This is a genomic window from Agrobacterium sp. 20P9.1.2, assembly GCF_057799395.1.
In genome coordinates, this window is sequence record NZ_JBYOKI010000010.1 from 92,643 (window position 1) to 110,025 (window position 17,383).

At 56.0% G+C, this 17,383-nt stretch carries 19 protein-coding genes; 15 read left to right on the forward strand and 4 right to left on the reverse strand.

All coding sequences use genetic code 11. The annotated features are described in order from the left end of the window. Nucleotides 1-6: 6 nt before the first annotated feature. Entirely contained in the window at nt 7-912 is a 906-nt protein-coding gene (gene nac, locus AC27VJ_RS21650; RefSeq protein ID WP_488685766.1) for a nitrogen assimilation transcriptional regulator NAC, read from the reverse strand. A 226-nt stretch (nt 913-1,138) separates the two neighbouring features. Between nac and AC27VJ_RS21655 the strand changes: the two genes are divergently transcribed. The 11 genes from AC27VJ_RS21655 (at nt 1,139) to AC27VJ_RS21705 (ending at nt 9,777) form a co-directional block, all read left to right on the forward strand. After that, nucleotides 1,139-1,918: an SDR family oxidoreductase gene (locus tag AC27VJ_RS21655; RefSeq protein WP_488685767.1), complete on the forward strand. Its 780-nt coding sequence runs from the start codon at nt 1,139-1,141 to the stop codon at nt 1,916-1,918. Then, nucleotides 1,915-2,622, forward strand: a complete 708-nt coding sequence (locus tag AC27VJ_RS21660; RefSeq protein WP_488685768.1) for an amino acid ABC transporter permease — start codon at nt 1,915-1,917, stop codon at nt 2,620-2,622. The genes AC27VJ_RS21655 and AC27VJ_RS21660 overlap by 4 nt, the downstream gene beginning before the upstream one ends. Next, nucleotides 2,619-3,377, forward strand: a complete 759-nt coding sequence (locus AC27VJ_RS21665) for an amino acid ABC transporter permease (RefSeq protein ID WP_488685769.1) — start codon at nt 2,619-2,621, stop codon at nt 3,375-3,377. Before AC27VJ_RS21660 ends, AC27VJ_RS21665 begins: the two co-directional genes overlap by 4 nt. After that, complete coding sequence (locus AC27VJ_RS21670; protein ID WP_488685770.1) at nt 3,374-4,129, forward strand: amino acid ABC transporter ATP-binding protein; 756 nt, start codon at nt 3,374-3,376, stop codon at nt 4,127-4,129. Before AC27VJ_RS21665 ends, AC27VJ_RS21670 begins: the two co-directional genes overlap by 4 nt. 32 nt (nt 4,130-4,161) lie before the next feature. After that, complete coding sequence (locus AC27VJ_RS21675; protein WP_113087031.1) at nt 4,162-4,998, forward strand: ABC transporter substrate-binding protein; 837 nt, start codon at nt 4,162-4,164, stop codon at nt 4,996-4,998. 101 nt (nt 4,999-5,099) lie between these two features. Next, complete coding sequence (locus tag AC27VJ_RS21680; protein WP_113087030.1) at nt 5,100-5,774, forward strand: 4-carboxy-4-hydroxy-2-oxoadipate aldolase/oxaloacetate decarboxylase; 675 nt, start codon at nt 5,100-5,102, stop codon at nt 5,772-5,774. A gap of 114 nt (nt 5,775-5,888) precedes the next feature. After that, nucleotides 5,889-6,659, forward strand: coding sequence for an SDR family oxidoreductase (locus tag AC27VJ_RS21685; protein ID WP_488685771.1), 771 nt, complete (start codon nt 5,889-5,891; stop codon nt 6,657-6,659). Beyond that, on the forward strand, nt 6,628-7,188 hold the full coding sequence (locus tag AC27VJ_RS21690) for a gluconokinase (protein WP_488685772.1): 561 nt from the start codon (nt 6,628-6,630) through the stop codon (nt 7,186-7,188). The genes AC27VJ_RS21685 and AC27VJ_RS21690 overlap by 32 nt, the downstream gene beginning before the upstream one ends. Before the next feature lie 22 nt (nt 7,189-7,210). Next, a complete protein-coding gene (locus tag AC27VJ_RS21695) occupies nt 7,211-8,158 on the forward strand; it encodes a 2-hydroxyacid dehydrogenase (protein WP_488685773.1) in 948 nt (315 codons plus the stop codon). Between the two features lie 10 nt (nt 8,159-8,168). Then, nucleotides 8,169-9,200, forward strand: coding sequence for an L-idonate 5-dehydrogenase (locus tag AC27VJ_RS21700; RefSeq protein ID WP_488685774.1), 1,032 nt, complete (start codon nt 8,169-8,171; stop codon nt 9,198-9,200). Nucleotides 9,201-9,567: 367 nt separating this feature from the next. Continuing rightward, the gene (locus AC27VJ_RS21705) at nt 9,568-9,777 is read left to right on the forward strand and encodes a TOBE domain-containing protein (protein ID WP_488685775.1); all 210 of its coding nucleotides are present in this window, start codon (nt 9,568-9,570) and stop codon (nt 9,775-9,777) included. Nucleotides 9,778-10,142: 365 nt separating this feature from the next. Here the strand turns inward: AC27VJ_RS21705 and AC27VJ_RS21710 are convergent, their stop codons facing one another. Next, on the reverse strand, nt 10,143-11,030 hold the full coding sequence (locus AC27VJ_RS21710; RefSeq protein WP_488685806.1) for a LysR family transcriptional regulator: 888 nt from the start codon (nt 11,028-11,030) through the stop codon (nt 10,143-10,145). Nucleotides 11,031-11,136: 106 nt separating this feature from the next. On the opposite strand from AC27VJ_RS21710, the gene AC27VJ_RS21715 reads away from it, so the two are divergent. Both AC27VJ_RS21715 and AC27VJ_RS21720 read left to right on the forward strand, forming a co-directional pair. Next, nucleotides 11,137-12,171 (forward strand): aldo/keto reductase, encoded by a 1,035-nt coding sequence (locus AC27VJ_RS21715; RefSeq protein WP_488685776.1) that lies wholly within the window; start codon nt 11,137-11,139, stop codon nt 12,169-12,171. An 11-nt stretch (nt 12,172-12,182) separates the two neighbouring features. Continuing rightward, nucleotides 12,183-13,388, forward strand: a complete 1,206-nt coding sequence (locus tag AC27VJ_RS21720; protein WP_488685777.1) for an MFS transporter — start codon at nt 12,183-12,185, stop codon at nt 13,386-13,388. 110 nt (nt 13,389-13,498) lie between these two features. On the opposite strand, the gene AC27VJ_RS21725 is transcribed toward AC27VJ_RS21720, so the two are convergent. After that, complete coding sequence (locus tag AC27VJ_RS21725; RefSeq protein ID WP_488685778.1) at nt 13,499-15,331, reverse strand: methyl-accepting chemotaxis protein; 1,833 nt, start codon at nt 15,329-15,331, stop codon at nt 13,499-13,501. Nucleotides 15,332-16,010: 679 nt separating this feature from the next. Between AC27VJ_RS21725 and AC27VJ_RS21730 the strand changes: the two genes are divergently transcribed. Both AC27VJ_RS21730 and AC27VJ_RS21735 read left to right on the forward strand, forming a co-directional pair. Continuing rightward, complete coding sequence (locus AC27VJ_RS21730) at nt 16,011-16,265, forward strand: type II toxin-antitoxin system ParD family antitoxin (RefSeq protein ID WP_488685779.1); 255 nt, start codon at nt 16,011-16,013, stop codon at nt 16,263-16,265. After that, on the forward strand, nt 16,265-16,558 hold the full coding sequence (locus tag AC27VJ_RS21735) for a type II toxin-antitoxin system RelE/ParE family toxin (protein WP_488685780.1): 294 nt from the start codon (nt 16,265-16,267) through the stop codon (nt 16,556-16,558). The genes AC27VJ_RS21730 and AC27VJ_RS21735 overlap by 1 nt, the downstream gene beginning before the upstream one ends. Nucleotides 16,559-16,620: 62 nt before the next feature. On the opposite strand, the gene AC27VJ_RS21740 is transcribed toward AC27VJ_RS21735, so the two are convergent. Next, nucleotides 16,621-17,373, reverse strand: a complete 753-nt coding sequence (locus AC27VJ_RS21740; protein WP_488685781.1) for a GntR family transcriptional regulator — start codon at nt 17,371-17,373, stop codon at nt 16,621-16,623. Nucleotides 17,374-17,383: the final 10 nt, after the last annotated feature.

Genomic DNA, 17,383 nt, shown 5'->3' on the forward strand with positions numbered 1-17,383 from the left:
TAACCCTTAAAGCTTCAGCTTTTCAGTCAGCTCGATCAGAATGTCTTTGACCGCAAACGCAGGCTCCGACAACGAGTTCTGGTCAGAGGTACAGAGTGATAAAGTCTCTTCGATACGGGGAGAGAGGAGCCGGCAGATCAAGGGTTCCTTGCTCTCGGAGACGATGCGGTCAGCAATCGCCTTTGGCATAATGGTTGCGCCTAGGCCATTCGCAACTGCGCGGGCAAGCGTTCTGACGATTTCTACTTCCGCGACGACTTTAAGATTGATGCGGCTTCGGGTGAACGCCGTATCGACTGCCCGGCGAACGAAGTTATAAGCTGGTGGCATCAGCATCGGGAGACCATCAAGGGCAGCGATCGGCACCGGTTTTACATCAGCCTCGATGGCGAAATCTCGATGTGCGACCAGATAGAATTCTTCACTGAGCAAAGGCTCGAAACGCACACCCTTGATTGGACCGACGCCGTGGATCAGCGCCAATTCAAGGCGGCCGTTCATGATCATTTGGCTATAGGTCTGCCCGACGCTTTCCGTCAAATGAATTAGAATACCCGGGTGACGCTTTCGCGTCTCGGCGAGAAGATCGACCGAAAGTGTCGCAGCACTGCTGAACGGCACCAGACCAACGGAAACGCGTCCTGCGATAGAGTTTCCGGCTGCCGATGCGTCTGCCTGCGCTTGCTCCATTTGCCGAAGAATGATCTGCGCGTGCCTGTAAACCGCATGGCCCGCATCCGTCATTGTCACGCCCTGTTGGCTGCGTATCAAAAGCTTTTGCCCGAAATGCTCTTCGAGTGCGGCAAGTTGTTGGCTGAGTGCTGGCTGTGCCAGATGCAAAATATCAGCGGCCCTGGTAATGCTGCCACTGTCCACGATGACTGTAAATGATTTAAAACGCCTGATGTCCATGCCAGTAAAACTGCTTTGTGATGGGCGGAGCTTATCCGTTCGCGATCATTTTGCAATCGGCATCGTCGTTTAGCCGCATGCGCTTACGTAACTTCAAGGCTGAATGAGAGCGCTGAAACACAGCTTTTGAAGCTCCATAAAACTTCCTTATTACCTCAAAAGTAATCGGTCTTAGGCAAGCGAGAAAAGCTTCGCTAAGCTCCATGGCAACAATAAGGGGATCACAATGCCATTCTCCGATTACAAGACCGCATTGGTCACCGGCGCATCGTCCGGTATCGGCGCCGCCATCGTGGAGAGGTTTCGCCGCGAAAACATCGAAGTCCACGCAATCGCCCGTAGTGCCGAGGCATTGGACCAATTGGCGCAGCGCACAGGCTGCATCGCTCACGTCATCGATGTCACGGATCGCGCCGCCATCGCCGATCTCGCAAACCAGGTGCAGTTCGACATTCTCGTCAACAATGCCGGTGTGGATCGCCCGAAGAAATTCCTGCAGGCCGATGCAGATGACATCGATCTCCTTGTCGATGTGAACCTGCGCGCCGTCCTTCATATCTGCCGTCTTATCGTGCCGGGCATGGTGGAGCGTGACCGCGGACACGTCATCAACATCTCCTCCATTGCCGGGAATTACAATTTCGGCGGAAACTCCACGTACCATGCCGTCAAGGCTGGCGTTGCCATGCTGTCGAACCAGCTGCGGCTGGATGCGTTCGGCAAGCGTGTTCGCGTCACGGAAATCTGCCCGGGTCGTGTGGCCACCGATATTTTCAACCATGTCCACGGCAATGATCCGAGCATACGTGAGCGCTTTATCGATGGCTTCGAGTTGCCGAAGGCTGAAGATATTGCCGATGCCATCGCTTTTGCCATTGCCGCACCGATTGCGGTCAATATCGGACATATGGAAATCACTCCAACGCTTCAGGTGATGGGCGGTCTGCAAACGGCACGGCCACAAGATGTTAAGGATCCTGGCGTAACAAAGGAGCCTAAGCCGTGAAGGGCTTCGACCTTTGGTCGATCCTGAGCAATCAGGAATACATTGGGATGCTCATCCACGGGATCGAGATGACATTCGTCATCTTTCTCGGGTCGTGGTCGCTGGCGATGTCGCTGGCACTCATCCTGCTCTGCATCCGGTTTTCACCCTTCCGCTTCGGAGACCGCGTTGTTGCTGCATACGTCTCCTACCATCGCAATGTGCCGACGTTGGTGCAATTGATGCTCTGGTATTTCGGCATCTTCACGCTGCTGCCCTCTGGTCTGACCAATTGGCTGACCGACCACAATGCCGAAGCAATTTTCGCCGTTGTGGGGCTGGGCCTCTGCCAAGCCGCCTATTTCAGTGAAGATTTACGCTCCGGTCTCCGCTCGGTTGGCTCGGGTCAGATGGAAGCCGCCAAGGCCTTGGGTCACGGATACATCTCGGCCATGCGTTTCATCATCATGCCGCAAGGCGTGCGCAATGCCCTTCCACCGCTCATTAATCACAGTGTGTCCCTGTTCAAGAACAGCAGTCTGGCTCTCGTCATCGGCGCGTCCGAACTGACGCATGCGATCAAGGAAATCGAAAATCTCAGCTTCCAGACCTTTGAGATCTATCTGGTCGGCACCGTCCTCTACCTGTTCTTCTCCCTGCTGATCATGGGGGCCGGTTCCTATCTGTCGATGCGCCTCGATCCGGTATGGAGGGCGCGCGCATGATCGGCGAGATGATCACCATCGTTCAGGACAACTGGCTGCTGCTGTTGATCGGCCAGTATCCAAACGGCCCGCTGGGCGGTCTGGCGAACACTATCATTCTTTCGGCGCTTGCCATCTTGCTTGCTTTCCCGGTCAGCATTCTCATGGCGCTGGCGCGCTTGTCCAAATGGCGGCTTTTGCGGTTGCCAGCGACCGTGCTGGTTTATGTCACGCGCGGTGTGCCGCTGTTGATGCTCATTTTGTGGGCCTATTTCCTTATCCCGCTCTGGACAGGTGCAGATGTGCCAAGCTTTGCCATAATGCTTGCGACGCTGGTCGTCTATCAGGGCGCGTTCCTCAGTGAAGTCGTCAGGGGCGGTATCGTTGCTTTGGGTGCCGGTCAGATGGATGCAGCAAGGGCGCTTGGTCACAGCTATCTGGGTGCCATGCGCTTCATCATACTGCCGCAGGCCCTCTACAATATGATCCCCAGCATGATCTCGACTTTCGTCGCCACGATCAAGGACACCACGCTCGGCTATGTTATCAATGTGCCGGACCTGACCTTTGCGGCCAGCCAGGTCAACAACCAGCTTCTGACGCAGCCCTTCCAGGTCTTCCTCATTCTGGCCATCGTCTATTACGCCATCTGCTGGAGCCTGACCTATCTCGCCAACACAGTCGAGCGCCGCATTGCCAAGCGTCGCGCAGGCGTGGTCGCTCGCCCGCAGCAGGCAGCCTTGGCGCAGGCAAAAATCTTAACGGAGCAGCCATGACAGTATCTTCGACAGAACAGACAATCCGTATTTCGAATGTCTGCAAGAGCTATGGCGACTATCAGGTTTTGAAGAATGTGGACGCGGAAGTCGCGCGCGGAGAGGTGGTCGTCATTTGCGGGCCCTCCGGCTCGGGCAAATCCACGCTCATCCGCACTGTCAACCGGCTTGAGGAGATCAACAGCGGGTCCATCACGCTTGACGGTCAGGACATTCACGCAGCGACGAAGACGAGGGAACTCAACCTTCTGCGCAGCCGCGTCGGTTTCGTCTTTCAGAGTTTCAATCTGTTCCCGCATCTATCGGTTTTAGAGAACGTTACGATCTCGCCAATCCGTGTCAAAGGCGTTTCACCGGTGGCGGCACAGGAAAAGGCAACAAAGCTGCTCGACCGGGTTGGGCTCTCTGACAAGGCGGGCGCCTATCCGGGGCAGTTGTCCGGTGGTCAGCAGCAGCGTGTGGCGATTGCACGCGCGCTTGCCATGGAGCCACCCGTCATGCTGTTCGATGAGCCGACGAGCGCACTCGACCCCGAAATGGTCGGCGAAGTGCTGGCCGTCATGAAGGGGCTGGCCTCAGAAGGCATGACCATGCTGTGCGTCACACATGAAATGGGATTCGCCCGTGAAGTTGCCGATCGCATCTGGTTCATCGACGCCGGTGAAATTCTTGAAAAAGCGACGCCAGAAGAGTTTTTCAAAACCCCCCGCCATCCGCGCGCGCAGCGGTTCCTGTCCGATCTGCGCCACTGATACCAAGCAAAATCATAAGAGGAGAACAAGAAATGAACTGGAAATCCCTGACACTGACGGCGATCCTTGCCTCTACAGCGCTTGCCTCGCCAGCGGCTGCCGATCAGTTGGACACGATCATGAACAACAAGGTGCTGCGTTGCGCGACCTTCGCGGACGTCGTACCCTTTGCCGCACCCGATCCGAAAACCCGCGAAATGGCTGGCTTCGACGTCGATCTCTGTAACGCCATTGCGAAGGAACTGGGCGTGAAGGCCGAAGTCAAGCCGGTTTCGGTCGAAGCCCGCGTGCCTGAAGTCAAGCTCGGCCGCGTCGATATCACCGTTGCCAATCTCGCCTATACGCAGAGCCGCGCCGAGCAGATCCAGTTCAGCGATCCCTATTATCTCGCCAAGGAAATGCTGATCGTTCCTATGGACGATGCTGGCAAGAAGAAGGCCGATTATGAAGGCCAGCGTGTTGCCTCCACCAAGGGTTCGACCTCTGAAATGTCGATCAAGCTCAACAAGTCCGACCCGCTGACATTCCAGGATACGGCGTCCGCCTATCTCGCCGTTCAGCAGGGCAAGGCGCGTGGTATGGTCGCCAACACGATGACGACGACGAAGTTCGTCAACGAATCCAAGACCAAGGGTAAACCAATGCGGATGATCGAGGAGCCGATGCTGTATCAGCCAATCGGCATCGGCATGGCAAAGGATAATCCTAAGCTGACGGCAAAGATCAACGAAGTCCTTCGCAAGCTGGATTCCGACGGCGAGATCAACAAGATTTGGGACAAGTGGCTCGGACCGAACACCGAGTACAAGATGTCCCGTACCGACAAAGTCGTTCCGCTGTCCGAGCTGAAGTTCGACCCGATTCCCTGATGCTGCCGGGCAAAGCCACGGCCACAATCTGAACCACAGCACTTAAACTCAATAAAAGCGGCGGGACGCTCCCGCCGCCGTCCTTACCATGGGAGGTTTTTATGATCCACATTAAAGATATCGCAGAACGGCCGAGCAAGGCAGAGATCGACGCGCTTTCGAAGTTTTCGCCAGCCACCATTCACGAGGCACAGGGCCGTAAAGGTGCACTTTCCTCCCGTCTTAAGCCGGTTGATTACCGGATGAAACTGTGTGGCCCTGCATTCACGGTCAAGTGCGCGCCGCGCGACAACATTATGCTGCAACTGGCGATCAACTACGCCAAGCCCGGTGACATCATCGTCGTTTCCGCCGGTGAGTACGAGGAAGCTGGCTCCTTCGGTGACGTGCTGGCCAATGCTTGCCTCGCCAAGGGCATCGGCGGTCTGGTCACGGACACAGGCGTACGTGACACGCTACAATTGAGAGACCTCGGTTTCCCTGTGTTTTCGCTCAGCGTCTGCATCAAGGGTACGGTCAAGGAAACGATCGCGGCGGTCAACGACAGCATCATCGTTGGTGGTGAGATCATTAATCCCGGTGACATCATCGTCGGGGACGCAGATGGGCTCGTGGTCGTGCGTCGGGAAGATGCGCAAGAGTCGGCTAGACTTTCTCAAATCCGTGAAGACGCCGAAGCAGGTTATATCGACGCCTACAAGCAGGGCAAATCGGTTATCGAAGTTAGCAATCTGGAGCCTGTTTTGAAGGCAAAAGGTCTCGTTATCGATATCTGATCTTCAAGAACTGCATGAAATGCATGAGGCGTTTCGTGCTCTCCCACCCGAACGGCGTAACGCTCTTTACGCCGTTTTGCTCATGCAGTCCGTTGTTGAGGGAACGAGGTTCCGATGACTTTTCCACTTTTTGACCTTTCCGGTTCACGTGTCCTGATCACGGGTTCTTCGCAGGGGATCGGGCTGGCGCTCGCCAAAGGAATGATCGACCACGGCGCGTCGGTGGTTCTGAATGGTCGCGACACGGTCAAACTCGCCGAAGCAGCGGCAGCTCTGAAAACGGAAACAGGCGTTTCTGTCGAAACCGCAGATTTCGACGTGACCGATGAGGAAGCCGTTAACCGCGGTGTCGCATCCATCGAGCAAGATGCGGGCCCTATCGACATTCTCATCAACAACGCCGGCATGCAGTTTCGTACCGCACTTGAAGATTTTCCAGCGGATCGCTGGGACCAACTACTGAAAACCAATATCTCGAGCGTCTTTTACGTTGGCAAGGCAGTTGCGAGGCATATGATTGAGCGAGGGCGCGGCAAGATCATCAATGTTGCATCCGTGCAAAGCGAACTCGCCCGTCCGGGTATCGCACCCTATACCGCAACCAAGGGTGCGGTGAAAAACCTGACGAGAGGCATGTGCACCGACTGGGCAAAACACGGCCTTCAGGTGAATGCGATTGCACCGGGCTATTTCAAGACGCCGCTCAACCAGGCACTCGTCGACAGCGAGGAGTTTTCATCCTGGCTTGAGAAGCGCACCCCCGCTGCCCGCTGGGGCAATGTCGATGAACTTGTCGGCGCTGCTGTCTTCCTGTCCGGTAAAGCTTCCTCTTTCGTGAACGGTCATACGCTCTATGTCGACGGTGGCATTACAGTTTCCCTTTAAGCTGAATGGAGCTCGGGGACCCATCGTGGTGATGGGTGTCTCGGGATGCGGCAAGTCGTCCGTTGGCCAACAGTTGGCTTACATTCTCGGCTATCACTTCATTGAAGGCGATAGCCGCCACCCAACTGAAAATGTCGAAAAGATGCGCAACGGCATCGCGTTGGTAGATGCAGATCGGTGGCCTTGGCTTGAAGCGCTTGGTGCCGAACTGAGCAAAGAAGAAAACACGGTCATATCCTGCTCGTCTCTCAAGCGATCCTATCGTGATCTCTTGCGGGCAAAAGCAGGGCGATCGCTGATGTTTGTTTTCTTGCAGGGCTCGCGTTCTACGCTGGTCTCAAGGATGGCGGCACGGAACGGACACTATATGCCGCTGTCTTTGCTTGAGAGCCAGCTGGCCACGTTGGAAATTCCTGTCGGCGAGCCGGATGTCGTCACTGTCGAGATCGATCAGCCTGTCGAGCGAATTGTTTCAGAGGCGATCAGTCGCATCGCTGCGATCGGTTTTGCGGCAGCAACAGAAAATTAATAAGATTGTCATGGAGGAAACGATGATGAAACCGGAAATTCTGCTCGTCGGTCCGTACCCAGAATGGGACCTTGTCGAAATGGAAGCGCAATACGACGTTCGCAAGCTTTATGAGGCCGCTGAAAAGGATGCATTTCTTGAAACGCATGGCCCTCAAATTCGTGCAATCGCCACTCGCGGCGAACTCGGCGCATCCGCTGAGCTGATCAATAAGCTTCCAAAGCTCGAAATCGTCTCTGTTTATGGAGTCGGTTATGACGCGGTCGATCTTCAGGCTTGCCGTGAACGCGGCATCCGTGTGACGAACACACCGGATGTGTTGACCAACGACGTAGCCGATCTCGGTATCGGCATGATGCTCGCCCAGTCGCGCGGCATTATTGGCGCAGAAACATGGGTGAAGGATGGGAGCTGGCGAGAGAAGGGCCTCTATCCGCTGAAACGCAGGGTATGGGGGCGCAAAGCCGGCGTACTTGGTCTCGGTCGCATCGGTTTCGAAGTCGCCAAGCGCCTCAAGGGTTTCGATATGGATATCGCCTACAGCGATGTCGACGCTAAACCATATGCGGATGGCATGACGTTCATCGCCGATCCCGTCGAGCTCGCGCGTGACGCGGATTTTCTGTTTGTCACGCTTGCCGCGTCGGCTGCCACAAAACATATCGTCTCAAGGGACGTCATCGAGGCTTTGGGACCCGAGGGCATGCTGATCAACATCTCGCGTGCATCCAACATCGATGAGGAAGCATTGCTGACAGCGTTGGAAAATGGCGCGGTGGGCTCGGCGGCACTCGATGTGTTCGAGGGTGAGCCGAAACTCAATCCGCGTTTTCTGGAACTTCACAACGTGCTTGTGCAGCCACATCACGCCTCCGGCACGATCGAGACCCGCAAAGCCATGGGCAAGCTGGTGCGAGACAATCTCGCCGCCCATTTCGAGGGCGTGGCCCTGCCAACCCCTGTACTGTAAGGATAGCTCCATGAAAGCCGTCGTCATTCATTCAGCCAAAGACCTGCGGATCGAAGAGCGGGAAACCGAAAGCCTCGCTGCAGGGCAGGTCGAGGTCGCGATCGAAGCCGGTGGCATCTGCGGCTCCGATCTGCATTACTACAATCACGGCGGTTTCGGCACCGTTCGCCTTCGTGAGCCAATGATCCTGGGACATGAGGTTGCTGGAACAATCCGGGCACTGGGCGCAAGCGTTTCAAACCTCGCTGTCGGTGACCGGGTCGCGGTATCGCCCAGCCGCCCCTGCAATGCCTGTGAATATTGCCTGAAGGGTCAGCAGAATCATTGCTTGAACATGCGCTTTTACGGATCGGCTATGCCGATGCCGCACATTCAGGGAGCGTTCCGTGAAAGGCTGGTGGCTGAGGCTTGGCAATGTCACAAAGTTGCGGATGGCGTATCTATCAATGAAGCCGCCATGGCGGAGCCATTCGCGGTGACACTTCATGCGGTCAATCGGGCCGGCAGTCTGGCTGACAAGCGGGTACTAGTAACGGGATGCGGACCGATCGGTGCGCTCGCAATCATCGCCGCACGTGCCCACGGCGCTCGGGAGATCGTAGCGACCGATGTCATGGATGCCGTCTTGAAGAAGTCACTAGAGGTCGGCGCTGACCGGGCCATTAATGTTGCGGAAAACCCGGACGACCTCTCCGTCTTTTCGGCCAACAAAGGTTACTTTGACGTCCAGTTCGAAGCCTCAGGCAACGAACGCGCAGTTCGTTCAGGTCTGGAGGTGTTGCGACCACGTTCCACTGTAGTCCAACTAGGTCTCGGAGGAGACGTCTCGATTCCCCAGAATATGGTCGTCGCAAAGGAAATCGAGATGAAGGGCACGTTCCGTTTTCATGAGGAGTTTGGTCAAGCGGTCAATCTTATCAATCAGCGCCGCGTTGATCTCAAACCGCTGCTTTCGAGAACCTTCCCTCTGGATGAGGCCGTGTCGGCATTCGAAGCTGCAGGTGACAGAAGCCGCTCGATGAAAGTGCAAATTAATTTTTAGTCACGATCATCCAGATCTCCAGCGTGTACTGCTGAGTAGAACGCGCAAAAATAGAGGGCTGTAACGTCAAATTTTGAGATTGATAAACAATTTTATCTGCGTGGCCAGCAGTTCGATTCCGCTCAAGGCGTGCCGTCTTGAGAATGCGCACTTCAAGCTGCATATCCGGTAGCAAAACGTGAAAATGTATGCGCGACCCGGATGGCGACAAGCTGACAGCGCGACATTACTGACGAGCTGGGTAAAAGAACTTCAGCTACGCATGTTGCCGAACTGCAGACTGGGTTAATCTAAGGCGCGGCTGGCTTGTAATCGCTAACCAGACAACTGATGAAGCTCTTTTGACTACAGCTGAAAGGACTCAAAAATGAAAATCAGTGCCAGAAACCGCCTGAAAGGCAAAATTATTGAGGTTACCAAAGGCGCGACCACGGCTCATGTTCGCATCGACATCGGGAACGGCGTCATCGTTACTTCCTCCGTCACGAACGAAGCGATCGATGAACTGGGGCTTCAGGTGGGCGCCGAAGCATATGCGGTCGTGAAAGCGTCAGACGTAATGATCGCTGTTGATTGAAACATCTTGCGTCGTTTGCAGTCGCTTCCAGTATCGGCAAACGCTATTCATGTCTTCTGGTATACATGTACCGCTTCGACAACGACGTCAAAATCGCCCTTCTGCGCTGGTGCGATCGGTTTGAACAGGCTTCGGTCCGGCTTCAGATAGCGGCTGTTGCTTTTCATCGAGGCTGACCCAATGGAGTGTAAAAAACTTCGAATGCTCTGATTCTTAGGGCCAAGCTTTCGATAATCAGCCTTACTGACATAGGGATAACTTAATTCGCTTTACGAAGCGTGGCTAGTTGAGACGTATGAAGAAGTGTGCCGGCGCGACGACGCAAAGGATGGTAATCGCCTGAACCCCGCGAGGGCAATATTTTATCATTCAAGGCGTGCTGCTATGAAATCAATGAACACGCGCACACGAGCAGGGGTATTTGCGCCACCGACAAACACCGCGTGAATCAACTCCACATCGCCAGGATTGAACTCTTCCAGTATTGGCAAGAGCCTGCCAGCGGCGATGTCCTCAGTGACGCTGAAGGCACCGACCCGAGCGATGCCGACGCCAGCGGCAGCAAGCTGGCCAAGCGTCTCACCATTGTTCGCCTCGATGCTGCCTTTCACCGATAAAGTGATGTCGTGTCCGTCGCAGCGGAAAGGCCAGACCGGCTCAGCGCGGCGAAAGTTGAAGTTGAGGCAATTGTGCCGGTACAGATCATCAGGTGCCGTCGGCATACCGTGGCGTGCAAGATACTGCGGCGCTGCGACGATTATTCGTCGATTTTCGCCTAGCTTGCGTGCGGTCAGCAGACTGTCGGCGAGCGGGCCAAACCGTATCGCAACATCCGCCTGCCCAGCCGCGACATCAACGACCGCGTCGGTCAGTGCGATATCGATCAGAATATGTGGGTAGAGCGCAGCGAATTCATCGAGAAGCGGCACGACGCACAGTCGCCCATGCGACAGCGCGGCGCTGATCCGCAGCCGCCCGCGGGGTGCGCCCTGATCGGCAATTTGCTGCTCGGCGTCGTCGAGATCGGCGAGGATGCGGCGTGCGGTTTGCAGATAGGCCTGGCCTTCAGCTGTCAATATCAGGGCGCGGGTCGAGCGCAGTAACAGCCTGACACCAAGCCTGGCCTCTATCCGATCGATCGACCGTGCAACTGCAGACGGTGTCAGGCCGAGGGCGCGTCCGGCGGCAGAAAAGCTGCCCTCTCGCATCACCGCTACAAAAATCTCAAGTGCCCTTGCCCTATCACCACCCATGACCACCTTTGCGTCCAAATCAAAAATCCTTCGCGTTCGTAACGGCTACCGGGGCATTCTTCGACTGTTTATCTGTGAACTCATATAACAATCGGAGTGAAGAGACATGGAATATCGGCAGCTGGGTTCATCAGGATTGCGCGTACCGGTGCTTAGCTTCGGCACCGGGACTTTCGGCGGCACTGGGCCGCTTTTTGGTGCTTGGGGCCAGAGCGATGAGACAGAAGCGCGGCGGCTAGTCGATATCTGCCTCGAGGCTGGCGTCACCCTATTCGACACCGCTGATGTCTATTCGAACGGAGCGTCAGAGGCGGTGCTGGGCGCGGCGATCAAGGGACGTCGCGACCAGGTGCTGATCTCGACCAAAACAGGTCTGCCGATGGGGGACGGGCCACAGGACTGGGGCGCATCGCGCGCCCGGCTGATCCGCGCGGTGGAAGATGCGCTACGGCGGCTCGGAACCGATCATATCGACCTGCTTCAACTCCACGCTTTCGATGCTTCCACACCGACCGAGGAGTTGATGGGCACGCTCGATATGCTCGTTGCCGCTGGCAAGGTTCGGTACACCGGTGTTTCCAATTATCCGGGCTGGCAGCTGATGAAAGCGCAAGCGCTCGCTGACCGCAATGGCTGGCCGCGTCTCGTCGCGCATCAGGTCTATTACTCACTGATCGGCCGCGCCTACGAGGCGGACCTGATGCCTTTGGCAGCAGATCAGGGCATTGGCGCGCTGGTGTGGAGCCCGCTTGGCTGGGGCCGACTGACGGGGAAAATCGGGCGCGACCGGCCGATTCCCGAGGGAAGCCGTCTTCATGAGACCGAGCAGTTCGCGCCGCCGGTCGAGGCTGAGTATCTCTACCGCGTGATAGACGCACTGGAGGCAATCGCTGCCGAGACTGAACGAAGCGTGCCGCAGGTTGCGATCAATTGGCTGCTTCGTCGGCCCACCGTCGCTTCTGTCATCATCGGCGCGCGCAACGAAGCGCAGTTGCGTGACAATCTCGGCGCAGTCGGTTGGGCCTTGTCGGCTGACCAGATCGCCGTGCTCGACGCGGCCAGCATGGTGCTGCCACCCTATCCCAATTCCCCCTACCGCCAGCAGGAAGGGTTTGCCCGCCTGCATCCAGCGCTGGTGTGAGGAGTAGGTCGATGAAACTCAATTTTGGCCTTTTGGCGCTGTCGGTCGGCGCATTCGGCATTGGCGTGACTGAATTCGCGCCCATGGGACTGCTCCCCGTCATCGCGGAAGACTTGGGCGTGTCTATCCCGACCGCCGGGCTGCTCATCAGCGCCTATGCTCTCGGTGTGGTGATAGGGGCACCGCTGATGACATTAACGACAGCACGCGTGCCGAGGCGAACGCTCCTGATCGTGCTTGCTGGTATCTTTACGTTGGGCAACCTGCTGGCGGCGATCTCGAACAGTTACGGCATGCTGTTGGGCGCGCGCATCCTGACCTCGTTGAACCACGGTGCATTTTTCGGCGTTGGAGCGATCGTGGCAACCAGCCTCGTTCCAGCGGAGCGGCGCGCTGGGGCGGTGGCGGCGATGTTCATGGGACTGACAATCGCCAATGTCGTCGGCGTACCGCTTGCGACCTGGGCCGGCGATTATTTTGGCTGGCGCGCATCGTTCTGGGGCATCGCAGTGCTGGGTGTGGCGACCATGGCGGCGCTTCGGCTGACATTGCCCGCGCTCCCGGCAAGGCCTGATGGCAATGCGATGGCGGAACTGCGCGTCATGAAGCGCAGGCAGGTCCTCAGCGCGTTGGGTCTAACCGTTGTGGGGGCGAGCGCGATGTTCACCGTCTTTACCTACATCGCCCCTATTCTGCGCAACGTAACTCAAGCTTCGCTCGGCTTCGTTACCGCGATGCTTGTCACCTATGGCATGGGGTTGACCGTAGGCAACTGGCTGGGCGGGCGTTATGCCGATCGCTCTGTTGATCGCACGCTGATCGTTACCCTGGCGTCACTGACCGTGATCCTCGCTGTGTTTGCGCTGTTGATGCCCTTCAAGATGCCGACCGCTGTCCTGATATTCCTATGGGGCGTCGCGAGCTTCGCGTTGGTGCCGCCGCTTCAGGTGCGGATTATGAACGCAGCTTCGGATGCGCCGAACCTCGCCTCAGCGATGAACATCGGCGCCTTCAACTTGGGCAATGCAATCGGCGCTATGCTGGGCGGCGGGGTGATTGCGACTGGATTGGGCTATCCTGCCGTTGCGGTGGCGGGAGCGATAGCCGCTGCAATGGGTTTGTTTGCAATGCTTATTACTTCGCGCGGGGACGCGGGAAGCGTTGATCGCCAGTATTGTGAAACGTCGAAGGTTGCGTTTGACGTTAATCGACCCTAGAGGCGTTCCTCCGAATCTGCCGCATTCTGCGACTTCGACTGGAGTGTGATCAAGGAAGTGGTGCCAAGATGGTCTTCTGGCACCACTTCCAAGTTAAACTGCCACGTCGGTCAGGCGGCCCACTGTCCCCGCAGATCGGTGTCAGAGGCTTGTCCACCACGCAAGTCAAACTGCGCCAGCAACTGGTTGAGCGCAGCAGCTTCTCGCGCAAGGCTATGGCTCGCCGCTGTGGACTGCTCCACCATGGCTGCATTCTGCTGAGTTCCCTGGTCCATCACGTTAACAGCGGTGTTTATCTCCTGCAGTCCCGTGGACTGCTCGCGGGATGATTCCACGATCGCATTGACATGACGGCTTATTTCCCGGACCTCGTCGACAATGGTGTCAAGCGAGTTTCCTGTCTGCTTCACCAGGCTGACCCCAGTCTGAACCTGCGAACCGGAAGCAGCGATCAGAGTCTTGATCTCCTTTGCGGCTGTCGCTGAACGTTGAGCGAGTTCGCGAACTTCCTGTGCAACGACCGCGAACCCTTTCCCGGCTTCACCGGCGCGAGCAGCTTCAACACCGGCATTCAAGGCCAGCAGGTTGGTCTGGAATGCGATCTCATCAATAACTGAGATGATATTGCCCATTTCACCTGCGGATTTCTCTATAGCCATCATGGCCTGTACCGCGTCTTGCATCAACTCGCCCGAGCGTTCGACCCCGCTTCGCGCTTTCTCAACCAGCTTGCCTGCGTCGTCAGCGCGTTTGGCTGAGTCTCTCACGGTCGTGGTGATCTGCTCCAGCGCCGCAGCGGTTTCTTCGACAGATGCAGCCTGCTGTTCTGTACGCCTCGACAGATCGTCAGCGGCAGACCTGATTTCATTTGCGCCAGCATCGATGCCAGCCGCATTCTGTCCAACGGATTTCAGAACCGAATGGAGTTTTTCGACCGAGCCGTTGAAATTCGAACGAAGTTCGTCGAGCGTGCCTGTGAAGGGCGTCCGGATTCGATGAGAGACATTACCGTTTGCAAGGGACTCAAGCCCTCCGCGAAGCGCGTCGACTGCAAACTTTGTGTTTGCTGCATCTTCCGCCTTCTGTCTTTCCCGTTCCAGTCTCTCGCTTTCAGACAGGGCACGGTCAGCATCTGTCTGTTTTTCGAGACGATCCTTTTCAATTGCATTGTTACGGAAGACAGCGACTGCTGACGCCATGCTGCCGAGCTCATCACGTCGATCGGCACCTGGAACGACCTCATCGACCTTTCCAGAAGCGAGCGACATCATGCGTGAACGTAGACGCTCGATCGGAGACGTGATTTCGCGTTTCGTGACAAACACGGCCAAGAAAAGCGTAAGCGAAAATACCCCGGCGAGGGTGATAAGGGTGTAAATGATGGTGTCGCTCGTCTTTTCGGAGAGTTCTGCTGACCTTGTCTTGATGCCATCGCTGGCGCCATTGATCCACGTCCTCATCTCACCGATCGCCTTGGCAGCCTTCTCGTCAGCCTGAACGAGCAGCGCTTTCGCTTCCTCATCGCGATTGGCCGATCCCGCTGCTACCGCCTTGTCGGTAATCTCGATGATTGATTCAGCCTGAGACTGCAGAGCGCCAAGCGTCTGGCTTTCTTCTGGCAGCAGCTTTTCGGCGTTATCGATCAGTTGGTGAAGTCTGGTCTTGCTCGCAGCGTAGTCATCCGTCGCTCTCTTCATTCCTGCTGTACCAGTGTCGTAAAGGAAGACTTGATACGCGTCATAGACGATTGCTACCAGGCGCTGGCTGGCGATCGCCATATCGATCTCCGCGTTGCCGTCACTGGAGATGAAGTCAGTGTACTCGGTGTCGGCGGATTTAAAGTTGCTGGAGACATAGAGAGCCCCTCCGATGCCGATTAGGCATGTGGGAAGGACCAGGGACAGGACTTTCGTCCTGATCCGGAGGTTTTGCATGAGTGACATGATGACACTTCCATGGACAGAGGTCGGAGACGTAAAAAAAGGGGTGAACATCATCGTCCGCGTTTTAGAGCGGCTTCTGCCGTTCGCGCCTTTACCCCAAGATTATGTAGGATAATATTCGCTCAAAACATTAAAGTGTTGTTAAGCTTATTTTGGGTTGAAACGCCTGTCTTCGGCGGCATTTAAAACAACTCTAAATAAACGTTTTCTGCTATATCCTACTAAGGAGTTGGTTTTACGGTCCTATTTACAGGCTAGTTGAAATTCACAAGACACGGTCTGAGATGAATTTTCTGGGTCCGGATCACAACAGGGTGACTGCGGAGTGTCCAGTGACTGGTCAACTTTAGCCACAAAATCAAGATTGGACCCCGCAACTTCGGCGAACACCTCCAATACTGCCGCGGAACGTGTGGGTTTCAGTTGCCCCGATTTTGGGGTCTCGAAGGTAATTCACGGCGCGCTTTCTTATGCCACTTTGGCCGATCATGTAGCGCGGCATTTAAACAATCAAGAGCGAATTTCCCATCTTTGCTGGCGATTCCAGATGGACATTTCGCAGAGCAATTTAATCAGGGCGCAGGTAGTTCGAAATCTTTCAAGAGCGGTAATTGCGACCTTATCATTAGTTTGACAAACTTTGCCATCAGCAAGTATGTTGAGGGATAAGGAGACTAGAATGGCGACGATGAATGTATCTCTGCCAGACCCCATGAAAGATTGGGTTGAAGCACAGGCCAAGACAGGTCGATACTCGAATGCGAGCGATTATGTCCGGGACCTGATCCGCAGAGACCAAGCCCGTACGGATAAGATTGCCGAGATGCAGCGATTTGTCGATGACGGGATCAGAAGCGGAGTTGGGAGCCGTTCAATGGAAGAGTTGTTTGCTTTAGCCACCTCTCAAGCCGCCATCAGCCGCGGACGCGCTTAATGCCATTCAGCCTATCGGTCCAAGCGGAAGAGGATATTATTTCCATTGCAGAAGAAGGCATCCGCATCTTCGGAGCACTAGTCGCCAAACGATATCACGATGAGCTTTTTGCCTTGCTTGAGCTCATCGCCACCAACCCAAGAATGGCACGCGAACGCCATGAGATTTCTCCTCCTGTCAGGATCCATCCTTTCAAGGCTCACCTTGTCGTGTATCGCATCATTGAAGAAGGGAGCGTATTCGTCATCCGCATACGGCACGGCCATGAAGATTGGGCGGGAGATTCTTTTTAACCAAACACTTCGCCGAATTTATAACATACTGGTCGCAAGTGCGAATCTCATCAAGGCGGTGATCAGGAAAAATTCTCCAGCACGGCCAGGAACGTATGTCTATCGCCCTGTCCCTCAGTCAATCGTACGCGGCCCTCGATGTCTGCAAGGTGATGGTCCATCAGTTGCTGCGCCTTTGCGAGATCCTTCCCTTTCAGGGCTGTGACGATCAAACGATGATGATCGGCGCCACAATCATCCTTCCGCTCCTCTTCGTAGAGCGACATTACGAGAGAGAGGCGGGCGACGATCTTGGACAGCATCTCCGTCATGACGGCGTTGCCGCCGAGTTCTGCCAGAACGACGTGGAATTTGCCGGACAGCACCGTCTTCGACTTTTCGTCTCCGTGATGGTGGATATGCTCCTCTTCGTCCGTGAGTTTTTTCAGCGCATCCAGTTGATCGCTGGTGGCGCGGTCCATGACGAGTTCGAGGATGACGTGTTCTAACTTGCGGCGTGCTTCGAACAGGGCTTTTGCTTCTGCGATGCCGGGCTCGGCGACAAACGTGCCGCGGTTCTTCTTACGCTCCAGAAGGTGGTCACTCTCCAGCACACCCAGCGCGCCGCGTACGACCGTGCGGCTGACCCCGAAATGGTCGGCTATGGCATCTTCCAGAATTTTGACGCCGGGCTTGAGCGCGCCCTCACCGATTGCTGCGGCCAGAGTGTTGCGGATGCGCTCGGTCACGTCGTCATTGGCGGTTTCGGCCGTATCTACCGGGCTGCTGGCCTTGGGTGCGGTCTTGGCGCTTAGACGTCGCCTTGTGGTCTTCATTGTCGTCTCC

Bases quoted from the DNA above. Each gene is read 5' to 3' on its own strand.
- nac (WP_488685766.1), bottom strand. From the start codon at position 912: ATGGACATCAGGCGTTTTAAATCATTTACAGTCATCGTGGACAGTGGC.
- AC27VJ_RS21655 (WP_488685767.1), top strand. From the start codon at position 1,139: ATGCCATTCTCCGATTACAAGACCGCATTGGTCACCGGCGCATCGTCC.
- AC27VJ_RS21665 (WP_488685769.1), top strand. From the start codon at position 2,619: ATGATCGGCGAGATGATCACCATCGTTCAGGACAACTGGCTGCTGCTG.
- AC27VJ_RS21670 (WP_488685770.1), top strand. From the start codon at position 3,374: ATGACAGTATCTTCGACAGAACAGACAATCCGTATTTCGAATGTCTGC.
- AC27VJ_RS21675 (WP_113087031.1), top strand. From the start codon at position 4,162: ATGAACTGGAAATCCCTGACACTGACGGCGATCCTTGCCTCTACAGCG.
- AC27VJ_RS21680 (WP_113087030.1), top strand. From the start codon at position 5,100: ATGATCCACATTAAAGATATCGCAGAACGGCCGAGCAAGGCAGAGATC.
- AC27VJ_RS21685 (WP_488685771.1), top strand. From the start codon at position 5,889: ATGACTTTTCCACTTTTTGACCTTTCCGGTTCACGTGTCCTGATCACG.
- AC27VJ_RS21690 (WP_488685772.1), top strand. From the start codon at position 6,628: ATGTCGACGGTGGCATTACAGTTTCCCTTTAAGCTGAATGGAGCTCGG.
- AC27VJ_RS21695 (WP_488685773.1), top strand. From the start codon at position 7,211: ATGATGAAACCGGAAATTCTGCTCGTCGGTCCGTACCCAGAATGGGAC.
- AC27VJ_RS21700 (WP_488685774.1), top strand. From the start codon at position 8,169: ATGAAAGCCGTCGTCATTCATTCAGCCAAAGACCTGCGGATCGAAGAG.
- AC27VJ_RS21705 (WP_488685775.1), top strand. From the start codon at position 9,568: ATGAAAATCAGTGCCAGAAACCGCCTGAAAGGCAAAATTATTGAGGTT.
- AC27VJ_RS21710 (WP_488685806.1), bottom strand. From the start codon at position 11,030: ATGGGTGGTGATAGGGCAAGGGCACTTGAGATTTTTGTAGCGGTGATG.
- AC27VJ_RS21715 (WP_488685776.1), top strand. From the start codon at position 11,137: ATGGAATATCGGCAGCTGGGTTCATCAGGATTGCGCGTACCGGTGCTT.
- AC27VJ_RS21720 (WP_488685777.1), top strand. From the start codon at position 12,183: ATGAAACTCAATTTTGGCCTTTTGGCGCTGTCGGTCGGCGCATTCGGC.
- AC27VJ_RS21725 (WP_488685778.1), bottom strand. From the start codon at position 15,331: ATGTCACTCATGCAAAACCTCCGGATCAGGACGAAAGTCCTGTCCCTG.
- AC27VJ_RS21730 (WP_488685779.1), top strand. From the start codon at position 16,011: ATGGCGACGATGAATGTATCTCTGCCAGACCCCATGAAAGATTGGGTT.
- AC27VJ_RS21735 (WP_488685780.1), top strand. From the start codon at position 16,265: ATGCCATTCAGCCTATCGGTCCAAGCGGAAGAGGATATTATTTCCATT.
- AC27VJ_RS21740 (WP_488685781.1), bottom strand. From the start codon at position 17,373: ATGAAGACCACAAGGCGACGTCTAAGCGCCAAGACCGCACCCAAGGCC.